The 12,719-nt window shown below is 59.7% G+C and carries 12 protein-coding genes; 8 read left to right on the top strand and 4 right to left on the bottom strand.

Annotated features, from left to right (window positions below; all coding sequences use genetic code 11):
* Position 1: 1 nt before the first annotated feature.
* The 3 genes from hflC (at position 2) to EGT36_RS01440 (ending at position 3,501) form a co-directional block, all read left to right on the top strand.
* Positions 2 to 925 carry a protease modulator HflC gene (hflC, locus tag EGT36_RS01450; protein WP_004442736.1) on the top strand — a complete coding sequence of 308 codons (924 nt, stop codon included), beginning with the start codon at positions 2 to 4 and terminating at the stop codon, positions 923 to 925.
* 193 nt (positions 926 to 1,118) lie between these two features.
* Positions 1,119 to 2,663, top strand: a complete 1,545-nt coding sequence (locus tag EGT36_RS01445; protein ID WP_125269972.1) for a Do family serine endopeptidase — start codon at positions 1,119 to 1,121, stop codon at positions 2,661 to 2,663.
* A gap of 88 nt (positions 2,664 to 2,751) precedes the next feature.
* Positions 2,752 to 3,501: an SDR family oxidoreductase gene (locus EGT36_RS01440; RefSeq protein ID WP_037089919.1), complete on the top strand. Its 750-nt coding sequence runs from the start codon at positions 2,752 to 2,754 to the stop codon at positions 3,499 to 3,501.
* Positions 3,502 to 3,524: 23 nt separating this feature from the next.
* On the opposite strand, the gene EGT36_RS01435 is transcribed toward EGT36_RS01440, so the two are convergent.
* Both EGT36_RS01435 and serB read right to left on the bottom strand, forming a co-directional pair.
* On the bottom strand, positions 3,525 to 4,088 hold the full coding sequence (locus tag EGT36_RS01435) for a GNAT family N-acetyltransferase (RefSeq protein ID WP_037089922.1): 564 nt from the start codon (positions 4,086 to 4,088) through the stop codon (positions 3,525 to 3,527).
* Positions 4,085 to 4,975, bottom strand: coding sequence for a phosphoserine phosphatase SerB (serB, locus tag EGT36_RS01430; protein WP_037089924.1), 891 nt, complete (start codon positions 4,973 to 4,975; stop codon positions 4,085 to 4,087). Before serB ends, EGT36_RS01435 begins: the two co-directional genes overlap by 4 nt.
* Here serB and miaA point away from each other — a divergent pair.
* Positions 4,974 to 5,870, top strand: coding sequence for a tRNA (adenosine(37)-N6)-dimethylallyltransferase MiaA (gene miaA / locus EGT36_RS01425; RefSeq protein ID WP_037089925.1), 897 nt, complete (start codon positions 4,974 to 4,976; stop codon positions 5,868 to 5,870). The two genes, serB and miaA, sit on opposite strands and share 2 nt — an antisense overlap.
* A 6-nt stretch (positions 5,871 to 5,876) precedes the next feature.
* Here the strand turns inward: miaA and EGT36_RS01420 are convergent, their stop codons facing one another.
* Positions 5,877 to 7,883, bottom strand: coding sequence for an ATP-binding protein (locus tag EGT36_RS01420; RefSeq protein WP_125269971.1), 2,007 nt, complete (start codon positions 7,881 to 7,883; stop codon positions 5,877 to 5,879).
* A 380-nt stretch (positions 7,884 to 8,263) separates the two neighbouring features.
* On the opposite strand from EGT36_RS01420, the gene EGT36_RS01415 reads away from it, so the two are divergent.
* From EGT36_RS01415 to EGT36_RS01400, 4 genes are all read left to right on the top strand, one after another.
* Positions 8,264 to 10,057, top strand: a complete 1,794-nt coding sequence (locus EGT36_RS01415) for an acetolactate synthase 3 large subunit (protein ID WP_037089928.1) — start codon at positions 8,264 to 8,266, stop codon at positions 10,055 to 10,057.
* Positions 10,058 to 10,076: 19 nt separating this feature from the next.
* Positions 10,077 to 10,649 carry an acetolactate synthase small subunit gene (gene ilvN, locus EGT36_RS01410; RefSeq protein WP_004442728.1) on the top strand — a complete coding sequence of 191 codons (573 nt, stop codon included), beginning with the start codon at positions 10,077 to 10,079 and terminating at the stop codon, positions 10,647 to 10,649.
* Between the two features lie 133 nt (positions 10,650 to 10,782).
* Positions 10,783 to 11,151 carry an ArsR/SmtB family transcription factor gene (locus EGT36_RS01405; RefSeq protein ID WP_037089930.1) on the top strand — a complete coding sequence of 123 codons (369 nt, stop codon included), beginning with the start codon at positions 10,783 to 10,785 and terminating at the stop codon, positions 11,149 to 11,151.
* The gene (locus EGT36_RS01400; protein ID WP_037089932.1) at positions 11,144 to 11,677 is read left to right on the top strand and encodes an SRPBCC family protein; all 534 of its coding nucleotides are present in this window, start codon (positions 11,144 to 11,146) and stop codon (positions 11,675 to 11,677) included. The genes EGT36_RS01405 and EGT36_RS01400 overlap by 8 nt, the downstream gene beginning before the upstream one ends.
* A gap of 165 nt (positions 11,678 to 11,842) precedes the next feature.
* Here EGT36_RS01400 and EGT36_RS01395 read toward each other — a convergent pair whose 3' ends face one another.
* Entirely contained in the window at positions 11,843 to 12,688 is an 846-nt protein-coding gene (locus tag EGT36_RS01395; RefSeq protein WP_037089934.1) for an aldo/keto reductase, read from the bottom strand.
* Positions 12,689 to 12,719: the final 31 nt, after the last annotated feature.

Raw genomic sequence — 12,719 nt, 5'->3', positions numbered from 1 at the left:
TATGGGTAACCGTCTTACAGCCGTTCTCGTCGGTCTCGCCGTCCTGCTTTTTCTCGGTTATTCGTCGATCTTCGTGGTCAACGAGCGCCAGCAGGCCATCGTCGTCCGCTTCGGTGAAATCCAGGACGTGAAAACAGCGCCGGGCCTCTATTTCAAGCTGCCCTTCGCCTTCATGGATGCTGACCGCGTGCAATATATCGAGAACCGCGCCTTGCGTTTCGACCACGATAATATCCGTGTTCAGGTTTCCGGCGGCAAGTTCTACGAGGTCGATGCCTTCGTGGTGTACCGTATTACGGATGCGCGCCGCTTCCGGCAGACGGTCTCCGGTGACCAGATGTCGGCAGAATCGCGCCTGCGCACCCGTCTCGACGCATCGCTGCGCCGGGTTTACGGTCTGCGCGGCTTCGAATCGGCGCTGTCCGATGCACGTGCGTCGATGATGCAGGAAGTGCGTGACGATCTGCGTCCCGATGCGGAATCGCTCGGCATCAGCATCGTCGATGTCCGCATCCGCCGTACCGACCTGACGCAGGAAGTCTCCCAGCAGACCTTCGAACGCATGAAGTCGGAGCGTCTGGCGGAAGCGGAACTGATCCGCGCCCGTGGTAACGAAGAAGCGCAGCGCCGCCGCGCTATCGCCGACCGTCAGGTTGTGGAACTGGAATCCGACGCTCGCCGCCAGTCCGAAGTTCTGCGCGGTGAAGGCGATGCGGAGCGTAACAAGGTGTTCGGCGAGGCTTTCCAGCGTGATCCGAACTTCTTCGAGTTCTATCGCTCCATGTCGGCCTATGCCAACGCACTGAACGGCAATGGCACGACGCTGGTTCTGTCGCCGGACTCTACCTTCTTCCGTTATTTCAACAATATCGACGGTGCGGCCCCTGCCTCTCCGGCCGCGCCCGCACCTGCGCCGGCGAACTGATAGCGGATAAAATGAATTTGGAGGGGCCGGTTTTTACCGGCCCTTTCTTTTTGGTGGGGTTTCGTGCCAATGCTGTGGCTAAGGGCAAGGCGTCCCCCGCCTGTTCACGAAAAGGTATTTTTACACTTCATCATTCCGCCTTATGCTTTGACGATATATGCAGGGCAAGACGATTTGAAACGCGAGGACGCATATGGCCGTGACCCTTCTTTCGCCTTTTCGCAGCAGTATTTCCGCAGTCGCGGTAATAGCGCTTGTTGCGGGCAGCCTTGCGGTGCCGCTTCCGGCGGGCGCGCAAAGCCACGGGCCGGAATCTGTTGCCGATCTTGCCGAGCCGCTGCTGGATGCGGTGGTGAATATTTCCACGTCGCAGAACGTCAAGACAGATGGCAAGGGGCCGGTTCCGCCACGTCTGCCGGAAGGTTCGCCCTTCCAGGAGTTCTTCAAGGATTATTTCGACAGCCAGAAGCCGGAAGGCGGTGAAAAGGTCAATTCCCTCGGGTCCGGTTTTGTGATCGATCCCGCCGGTTATGTCGTCACCAACAACCACGTCATCGAGGGTGCCGATGCCATCGAGGTGATTTTCCCGAATGGCTCGAAGCTCAAGGCGACGCTTGTCGGCACCGATACCAAGACCGATCTTTCCGTTCTGAAGGTGGAGCCAAAAACGCCGCTGAAGGCGGTCAAATTTGGCGATTCGCGCAGCATGCGCATTGGCGACTGGGTAATGGCGGTCGGTAACCCCTTCGGGCTTGGCGGATCGTTGACCGTTGGCGTCATTTCAGCGCGCGGCCGCAATATCAATGCCGGCCCTTATGACAATTTCATCCAGACGGATGCGGCCATCAACAAGGGTAACTCCGGTGGCCCGCTCTTCAACATGAAGGGCGAGGTGATTGGCATCAATACGGCGATCATTTCGCCGAGCGGTGGTTCGATCGGTATCGGTTTCGCCGTGCCGACGGAGCTTGCACAGAACATCGTTCAGCAACTGATCGAATTCGGAGAGACCCGCCGCGGCTGGCTGGGTGTTCGTGTCCAGCCGGTCACGGACGATGTGGCCGCGAGCCTCGGCATGGACAGCGCCAAGGGCGCGCTGATTTCCGGGGTCGCCAAGGGCGGCCCGGTGGAAAACGGTCCGATCCAGGCTGGTGACGTCGTGCTGAAATTCGATGGCAAGGATATTCACGAGATGCGCGACCTTCTGCGGATCGTGGCGGAAAGCCCGGTTGGCAAGGAATTTGATGTCGTCATCCTGCGCGACGGAAAGGAAGAGACCGTCAAGGTCAAGCTGGGCCAGCTGCAGGATACCACGGATGAGAAAGCTTCGACTGACGACCAGCAGACTGACGACGGCGACAGCGGTGTGATCGCGCCGGAAGACAATGATGGCGGCGACGATCAGGCCCAGGATCAGACTCCGGAGGTGCGTGAAGCGCCCCAGAGCGTGCTTGGCATGAATCTCGTTGTGCTCAGCAATGAGTTGCGGACGGAAAAGGGCATTGCCGAGAGCGTTGAAGGCGTGCTGGTCGCAAGTGTCGATCCGGGTTCGTCCGCAGAACAGAAGGGCATGAAGGCAGGCGATGTGATTGTGGAAGTCGGACAGGACTTCATGGAGGTTCCGGGCGACGTGCTGGTGCGGGTGAATGGTCTGAAATCGGAAGGCCGCAAGAACGCCCACATGATGGTGGCCGATGCGCAGGGCAATCTGCGCGTGGTGGCGCTGCCGCTGGAATAACGCTTTCCGCACGGTCGGGCAGGAATCGGGTGGTTCCGATGCTGCCGGCTCTTTAAGCCTTGGCCTCCACCGAACGGAGACCAAGGCTATGAAATTACTTGAAAACAAAGTCGCCATCATCATCGGCGCGTCATCCGGCATCGGCCGCGCGACGGCGCGCCTGTTTGCCGCTCATGGCGCCGCCGTCGTCATCAATGCGCGCGGCGAAAAGGCGCTGGACGAGGTTGCCGCCGAGATTCGTGAGGCGGGCGGACATGTGCACACGGTTGCCGGCGACGCTGGCGTTGCGGAAACCCATTCCCGTTTGGCCGAGGCGGCCACCGACGTTTTTGGTGGTCTCGATATCGCCGTCAACAATGCAGGCGGCGTGGGTGCCGCCAAGCCGCTGGCGGAAATTTCGCCTGACGAATGGGATTACGTGCTTAACGTCAACCTGACTTCCGCCTTTCTTGGTGCGCGCCATCAGATTCCGCTGATGCTGAGGCGCGGCGGCGGTTCCATCGTCTTTACCTCAAGTTTCGTCGGCACCAGTGTCGGCATACCGGGCATGTCGGCTTATGGCGCTGCGAAGGCCGCGCTGATGGGGCTGGTGAAGGGTATTACCGCCGATTATGCCGCCCGCGGCGTTCGCGCCAATGCGTTGTTGCCCGGGGGTGTGGACACGCCGATGGCAGGGGATCAGGCACAAAAGGACTGGGCCGCCGGCCTGCATGCGATGAAACGCATCGCCCAACCCGAGGAAATAGCGCAGGCAGCGCTTTTCCTCGCCAGCCCGATGGCGAGTTTTGTCGCTGGCGCGGCGCTTTTTGCCGATGGTGGCAACGCCGCGGTGAAATAATTCCGGACCGGCGGGTCACGACGTCAACGCGCCCGCCATTGCTCCAGCGTCAGCGCATAGGTGACGTGCGGACGCAGATGGGGATGCGTCTCCGCGGGCACGCGGGGATGGTCGAAATCCCGCAAGGGATCACGTTTCAGCCCGATTCGCTCCATCACGGCGGTCGAACGGTGGTTGTTCCAGACAGCGAAGGAGACGATTTCCGGCGTCTCCTTTTCGTCAAAGGCCATCACGAGCAGCGACTGCGCCGCTTCGGTGACATAGCCATGTCCCCAGAAACGGGTGGCGAGCCGCCAGCCGATCTCCATGGTGCCGACCGGGAAGGGCGGGTCGAGATTAAGGACGGGCGAAATACCGCAAAATCCCATGGATTCGCCTGTTTCCCGCTGCTCCATCGCATAGAAGCCATAACCACTGCCGCGGATCATGCCATTGATGGTTTCGAGAACCGCGTCCGCTTCCTGATGGCTGCGGCGGAAGGGGAAAAATTCCATGACCTTCTCGTCGGCATTGATTTCACGGAAAAGGTCTCGGTCGCTCTCCTTCCACTCCCGCAGAATAAGTCTTGGAGTCTCGCGAATGATCATGGGGTGACAAAGTCCGTCTTTCGATAACCCTGAATATAAAGAAGCGCCGTCAGGTCGCCATGGTCGATGCGCATCTGCGCTTCGGCCGCCACGGCCGGCTTGGCGTGCAGGGCCACGCCCGCGCCCGCCACATGCAGCATGCCCAGATCATTGGCTCCATCGCCAACCGCCATCGCCTCATCTGGAGAAATGCCGAGTTTGGCAGCAATATCATTCAACGCATCCACCTTGGCCTGTTTTCCGAGGATGGGTTCGGCAACGGTGCCATCAAGCTCGCCATTTGCCTCACCAAGCAGATTGGCGCGGTTCTCGTCAAAACCGAGCACCGCGGCGACACGGCTGGTGAAGACGGTGAAACCGCCTGACACGAGGGCCGTGTAATAGCCTTTCGCCTTCATGGTGGCGATGAGTTCCTTGCCACCCGGGGTCAGCGTGATGCGCTTTTCGATGACGTCATCGATGACAGCAACCGGCAGTCCTTTCAGCAACGCGACGCGCTCCCGCAGTGCCGGTTCAAAGGCGATTTCGCCGTTCATGGCGCGTGCGGTGATGGCGGAGACCTTGTCCTTCAGCCCGACTTCAGCTGCCAGCTCATCGATGCATTCCTGACCGATCATGGTCGAATCCATGTCTGCGATCAGGAGTTTCTTGCGACGCTGGTCCTGCTCCTGGATTACGATATCGATCGGCTGGCCGGCGAGGGTGTCAGCGATAGCCCTGTGTGCCTGCTCTATTGCGGTGCCGGAGGGCAGTGCGATATCGCAGGCAATCCCGTCCGCCAGCCAGTAGAGGCCCGATGCGTTCACGGCCTTCGCGGCCGCTTCGCCGAGGGCCGGTGTCAGAACAGGATTTGACGGATTGGCGATAAGCGTGGCAACCAGAGCCATGATGAAAAACCTTGATGAGAATTTTGATGCGATCCTGATAACCGGCCCGACGGCTAGCGGCAAGTCCGCGCTTGCGCTTCGTCTGGCTGTGGAGCGGGACGGTGTCGTCATCAATGCCGACAGCATGCAGGTTTACGACACGCTGCGCGTGTTGACCGCCCGACCGTCCGAAGACGAGATGGAGGGGGTGCCGCATCTCCTCTACGGTCACGTGCCGGCGAGCAGCCTCCACTCCACGGGCGAATGGCTGCGGGACATCTCCGCCGTGCTTGCCGATCTGCGCGGGCAGGGGCGTTTCCCCGTCATCGTCGGCGGCACGGGGCTTTACTTCAAGGCGCTGACAGGCGGGCTTTCCGACATGCCTGCCATTCCGGACACGATCCGTGAGCCGATGCGGGCCCGGTTGATCGAAGAAGGCGCAGCCATCCTTTACGCCGAGCTTGTCCGGCGCGATCCCGTCATGGCCGACATGCTCCAGCCGGGAGACGGCCAGCGTATTGTCCGCGCGCTGGAGGTGCTTGAAGCGACCGGGAAGTCCATCAGGGCTTTTCAGCTTGCCCGTGGCCCGATGATCGTTGATCCGGACCGGGCGCAAAAACTCGTGGTCCTGCCGGAGAGGCCGGTATTGCATGCGCGTATCAACCGGCGTTTCGAAGCCATGATGCATAGCGGTGCGGTGGAGGAGGTACAGGCGCTTCTCGCCCTCGATCTTCCGGCCGATGCCACCGTCATGAAGGCGATTGGCGTTGGCCAGATCGCTGAAATGCTGGCCGGGCGCATGAGCACGGCGGATGTAGTTGAAAGATCGGCCGCTGCAACCCGACAATACGCCAAACGGCAGATGACATGGTTCCGCAACCAGATGGATGAAGACTGGATGCGTATTCAGCCGTGAAGGAACTCAATCTTTCCTGTAGAGACTGCCGAGCGGTTTCTTGAGCAGGCTTTCACGCAGCGACGGACGTGTATCACCCTGGGGACCATTCTGCGCCTGCATCTGGAAACCGGCTTTGCGCAACTCGTTGACGGCGCTGGAGGCGGTGTCGGTGCCTACCGGATTTTGTGATGCAGGCAGGGCGCGCCCAGGTAGCATGTCCGGGCGGTAGGGTTCGTATTCCTCGCTTACGGCCGCGCCCAACTCCCGCTTCCAGGGATCGATATCGGCGGCATCGAGAGGCCGCGCGGTCGGTTCCGCCGGATCTGAAAAGGCCGCTTCCACGCTCTGCTGAAAGCCTGTGATAACCGGTCTGCTTGCGGCGCGCATGCGGGTGACGATGGCGTTCAGGTCAACGGTATCGGGCGTTTCCTGGCTGGCGTGGCTGATCGTGCCGCTCGCCTTGGGCAATTTGATGGTGGGCACCCGGTCGAAACGCATGCGCATTGGCACCCCGACTGCCTCGCCGAAGGCGATGGCTTCGCCATTGCCGATGGAGGAAAGAAAGCTTGTGGTTGAGGCCGATGCGTTCGGCACAGCCGAGAGAATGATCTTCTGGTCGATCTCGTTCGACAGCCGCATGGCGAAAACAGTCGAACATTGCGACAGGATTGTCTGATCCAGCTCACTGGGTCTCTGGGTGATGATGCCCAGCGAAATGCCGTATTTCCGGCCTTCCTTGGCAATCTGGGCGATGGATTGCCGGGTGGGGAAAAAGCCGCGCTCGGGGTCGGCGGGAACATAACGGTGTGCTTCCTCGCACACCACGAGCATATGCAGCGAACCGCGCGCCAGCACCGCCAGTTCGAAGGACATACGGCAAAGAACGGAAACCACCGAGTTTACCACTTCGGACGGGATACCCGACAGTTGGAATACCGAAATCGGTTTGCCTTCCCCGGGAATGCGGAAAATATGCGCCACCGTTTCCAGAATCGTGTCGCTGATCGTATTGCTGGAGAACATGAAATTATAGCGCGTGTCGTTGATGGCCGAAAGAATGCGGCCTTTCAGCGTGCGCAGCGCCGGTTTTTCGCCACGCCCCTCCAGCCGCCCGATGCGCTCGTCAATGAGGGCGAGAAGATCGGCGATGCGGTAGGGAACCGGCGTGTCCGGTGTGATCGCGCTCTTGTCGGAGGTGCGGCGAACGGCCGAACCTTCGGTTCCGCGAAACGCTTTTTTCGCCTCGGGAATCAGATCCCGCAGAACATCCATTTCCTCCGGCACGGGTTTGCGGCCGCGGAACACAACTTCCGCGAACTCCTCAAGGCGCATCAACCAGAAGGGAAGGTCCAGCGTATCGGTGTCGATGACGACGGAATGATCTGGGAAGGCGGCGGCGAATTCGTTGTGCGGATCAAGAATGAGGACACGCAGTTTCGGGTCGGTCTCGATTGCCTTGTTCAAAAGCAGGGAGACCGCAGTGGTCTTGCCCACACCGGTCGAACCGACAACGGCGAAATGTTTGGCCAGCATCTGCGGAATATTGATGGCGGCATTGATCGTATCGTCCTGCGTCAGCCTGCCGATGACGCAGGCGTCGCGCTTGCCGCCGTCGTAAATCCTGGAGAGGTCGCTCGCACGGATACGATGCGCGACCGCGCCGAGATAGGGATAACGGGAGATGCCGGTGGAAAAGCGTTCGCTGCCATCTTCGGTACGATAAACCTCGCCCACGAGTTCAACGTCGATCAGCAGCCTGTTCGGCTTGTCTGGCGCCCAGTATTCTTCGCCGGTGCGCATGGCAAAGACAAGCGCGGCTACGCGGCTCGTGCCCATTTCAATGGAGATCAGGCGTCCGACGGACCAGAGCTGCGATACGTCTGTGGTGCCCGGTTCGGTTTCCGTAACAATGGTGGCGCGGGCGCCGTCGCAGGCGATGACACGGCCGAGCATGCGGTTCGCCGGCTGCTCGCCGGATCGCCGTTCGTTTTCGCCCATGCGGGACGCGTTATGAAACGTGTCGTTACTCACATTTTTTCCCGGTACATGCGGATGATCGCGGTGGTTCCGGCAGCATCTGCCTTCCCGGTATAAAAGATTATGCTTAACAACAGGTGTATCGCTTGCGTTCGAAAATTTCGCGCAGACGCGCTTTCCGGTAATAAAAGAAGGCGACGGTGATTTTTCATGCAATATGCGTTGACGGCTGGGGCTTTTGTGGCTAACACTCCGGCCCATGAAAAATCTTAACGTACTTATCGTGGTGGGACGGCGCATGGGCAGGATGGTGTAACCATCCGGCGAAAGCACCCATGCGCTGAACGAGGCTCCTCTAGGGGCCTTTTTTTATGTCTTCAAACAGGCCCTCGGGCTCCTCGATATCCAAAGCCAAAGCGGGATGGAAACAGGCAATGACGGATAAGGACAATACGGAAAACAGCAATCGCATGACAGGTGCGGAGATCGTTTTGCGGGCGCTGAAGGACAACGGCGTCGAGCACATCTTCGGTTATCCCGGCGGCGCCGTACTTCCGATCTATGACGAGATTTTCCAGCAGGAAGACATCCAGCATATTCTCGTGCGCCATGAGCAGGGCGCTGGCCATGCGGCTGAAGGTTATGCCCGCTCGACCGGCAAGGTCGGTGTCATGCTCGTCACCTCAGGTCCCGGCGCGACCAATGCAGTTACTCCCCTGCAGGATGCGCTGATGGATTCCATTCCGCTCGTCTGCCTGTCCGGCCAGGTTCCCACCACGCTGATCGGCTCGGACGCGTTCCAGGAATGCGATACTGTTGGCATCACGCGCCCCTGCACCAAGCACAACTGGCTGGTGAAGGACGTCAACGAACTGGCTGGTATCATCCATGAGGCTTTCCGCATTGCGCAGACCGGACGTCCGGGTCCTGTCGTTGTCGATATCCCGAAGGACATCCAGTTCGCCACCGGCACCTACACGCCGCCTTCGGCTGCCGTCCAGCAGAAGAGCTACAAGCCGAAGGTTCAGGGCGACCTTAATGCCATCCATGCCGCCATCGAACTGATGTCGAAGGCGAAAAAGCCGGTTTTCTACACCGGCGGCGGCGTCATCAATTCCGGCCCGGAAGCAACCCGGTTGCTGCGTGAACTGGTCGAGCTGACCGGCTTCCCGATCACGTCGACATTGATGGGTCTCGGCGCCTATCCGGCGTCCGGCAAGAACTGGCTCGGCATGCTGGGCATGCACGGTTCCTACGAAGCCAACATGACGATGCATGATTGCGACGTTCTCGTCTGCGTCGGCGCGCGTTTCGACGACCGTATTACCGGCCGCATCAACGCTTTCTCGCCGAATTCGAAGAAGATCCATATCGATATCGATCCCTCCTCGATCAACAAGACGGTTCGCGTCGACGTTCCGATCATTGGTGATGTCAGCCATGTCCTGGAAGACATGGTTCGCCTGTGGCGCGCTTTGCCGAAGAAGCCGGAGAAGGCGCAGACCGCAGAGTGGTGGTCACAGATCGAGCGCTGGCGTGCCCGCAACTCCTTCGCCTACAAGAATTCCAACGATGTCATCATGCCGCAATATGCACTGCAGCGGCTTTATGAGGCATCGAAGGGGCGTGACACCTACATCACCACGGAAGTCGGTCAGCACCAGATGTGGGCGGCGCAGTTTTTTGGCTTCGAGGAGCCGAACCACTGGATGACCTCGGGCGGTCTCGGCACCATGGGCTACGGCCTGCCGGCCGCCATCGGCGTTCAGGTCGCGCATCCCGAAGCGCTGGTTATCGACATTGCCGGTGACGCCTCGATCCAGATGTGCATTCAGGAGATGTCCTGCGCCATCCAGTACGGCCTGCCGGTGAAGATCTTCATCCTCAACAACCAGTATATGGGCATGGTGCGCCAGTGGCAGCAGCTGCTGCACGGCAACCGCCTGTCCAACTCCTATACCGAAGCGATGCCTGATTTCGTCAAGCTCGCGGAAGCCTATGGCGCGGTTGGCATGTATTGTGACGACCCGAAGGAATTGGATGACAAGATTGCCGAGATGATCGCAGTCAAGAAGCCGGTCATTTTCGATTGCCGTGTTGCCAATCTCGCCAATTGCTTCCCGATGATTCCGTCTGGTAAGGCTCATAACGAGATGCTGTTGCCGGATGAGGCGACGGATGAAGCAGTTGCCAACGCCATTGACGCCAAGGGCCGTCAGCTAGTCTGAGCCGGGAGAGGAAAAGGACATGAACGCACACCTACAACCCACCGGCTCTGCCTACTTCATCCAGAAGGAAACGGCCGCCGTCGAAAACCACACGCTGTCGGTTCTCGTCAACAACGAGCCCGGCGTGCTGGCTCGGGTCATCGGGCTCTTTTCCGGCCGTGGCTACAACATTGAAAGCCTGACGGTTTCGGAAACCGAACATGAGGCGCATCTCTCGCGCATCACCATCGTCACGCGCGGCACGCCCATCGTGCTGGAGCAGATCAAGGCGCAGCTGGAACGGATCGTGCCGGTGCACCGGGTTCTCGACCTGACCGTTCGCGCCCGCGAACTGGGGCAGGAGCGGCCGATCGAGCGGGAAGTGGCGCTGATCAAGGTTGCCGGCACCGGTGAAGTCCGAGCCGAGGCGTTGCGGCTTGCCGATGCGTTTCAGGCCAAGGTCGTGGATGCGACGGTGGAGCATTTCATCTTCGAAATCACCGGCAAGTCGTCGAAAATCGACCAGTTCGTGGCGATCATCAAGCCGCTCGGCCTGATCGAAATCTGCCGCACGGGCATTGCCGCGATGAACCGTGGTTCGCAGGGGATGTGATTTCTCCGAGTGCAGAGCAGATGTTGGAATACAAGCCCGCGGTTCGCCGCGGGTTTTTTTATGGCCTGCTCTTGGCTGATATATATTCAACCATATGGTTGACTTTCTTGGGCGGGAGTCTATATTCAACAACATGGTTGAATTATCCGCTTCACATCTAGACACTGTCTTTCATGCCTTGGGCGACGCCACGCGACGCACGATGCTGCGGGATCTTTCCCGCGGTGAGCGAACGGTGACACAGTTGGCTCAGCCGTTCGACATCTCGCTCGCTGCGGCTTCAAAGCACATCAAGGCGCTGGAAAATGCGGGGCTCATCCGCCGTGAGGTGAGGGGGCGTATCCATGTCTGCCGCCTTGCGCCGGAACGGCTGGAAGAAGCGCATGAATGGCTGGATTTCTACCGGCAGTTCTGGGGCAGCCGCCTCGATATTCTTGAGCAGATGCTCAGGGAGGATGATCAGGGAAAAACCCCTGCAGATGGAGGAAATGACAATGGCTGATATTGCAATGCCTGACACCTATGGTCGCCTCGTTGAACCGACGACCCTGAAAATCGAGCGGCTGCTGCCGGGGCCGGTCGAACGGGTATGGGCCTATCTGACGGAAAGCGACCTTCGCCGCCGCTGGCTGGCTTCCGGCGAGATGCGGCTTGCCGCCGGCGCACCATTCGAGCTGGTGTGGCGGAATGATGAACTTTCCAATCCACCCGGACGCCGCCCTGAGGGCTTTTCCGAAGAGCACAGGATGGCTTCCCGCATCATTACGGTTGTTCCGCCGCACCGCCTTGTCTTCACATGGGGCGAGGGTGCCGAGGTTTCCATCGAACTCCAGGCTCTTGGCAAGGACGTGCTCCTGACGCTGATCCATCGCCGACTGGCGGATCGCACCACAAGGCTCAATGTCAGCGCCGGTTGGCACGTGCACCTTGATGTTCTCGCTGCCCGCCTTCAGGAGGAGGAGCCGGAACCCTTCTGGGAAACATGGCTGGGTCTGAAAGAGGAATATGAGCACCGGATACCGCAATAGGCACGGTGCGTTCTCGTGATGCAACGGCGCGGCTTGCCGCGCCGTTTCGATTGGTCCGCCTGATTTTCCCTTGGGCGACAGGGCTGCCTATGGGACTTGGCGTTCACATTCCGATTCAACCGCTTGAGCGATTGATTCCGACGTGTCTCCTAACCGTTTGTTACGTCACAGCATTTCCAGCGCCGTCTTGCGTGTTGGCGGGGGGAAGACGGCGTCCAGGGCGGCCCAGTCCTCCTCGGTTATATCAAGATCGGTCGCGCCGCGATTTTCTTCGACGCGCGCGGGATTCGAGGATTTCGGGATCGCGATGACGCCTTCCCTTTCCAGCAGAAACGCCAGAGCCAGTTGCGCCGGGGTCGCCTGATAGGCCTTGGCGATGCGTATGAGTTCATGGTTCTTGAGAATACGGCCCTGTTCTATGGGAGAATAGGCCATCAGTGGTACTCCGTTCTGCTGGCACCAGGGCAAAAGCGAAAACTCCGGCCCGCGTCGGGACAGATTGTAAAGTACCTGATTGGCGGCGCAGTTCCTGCCGTCAGGAACAGCGAAAAGCTCTTCCATGTCGTCCGTGTCGAAATTGGAGACGCCCCAGTCGCCGATCTTGCCGTCCATCTTCAGTCTTTCGAAAGCCGCCACGGTTTCTTCGAGTGGGTGCTCTCCGCGCCAGTGCAGCAGATAGAGATCGATGTGGTCGGTGCCGAGCCGGGCGAGGCTGCGCTCGCAGGCGTCAACAGTGCCGGTGGCACTGGCATTCCAAGGATAGACCTTGCTTACCAGAAACACGTCTTCGCGATGATTGACGATAGCCCTGCCGACTATCTCTTCCGATCGGCCGTCCGCGTACATTTCCGCTGTGTCAATCAACGTCATGCCAAGGTCGATGGCCCTTCGGATACTTTCGACCTCCTGCTCGGCGGATGATCTCGTCTCCCCCATGTTCCACGTCCCGAGGCCGAGGGCTGGGACCTCTTTTCCGGATGGGAGGGCAACGTAGGGAATGTCATCATACATCGTTTCGCTCCAGGGTTCTCGGCGGAAGAAT

The sequence above is a fragment of the Agrobacterium sp. FDAARGOS_525 genome (genome assembly GCF_003938925.1).
GTDB lineage: Bacteria > Pseudomonadota > Alphaproteobacteria > Rhizobiales > Rhizobiaceae > Agrobacterium > Agrobacterium pusense.
This window is presented reverse-complemented; position numbering and strand designations above follow the sequence as displayed.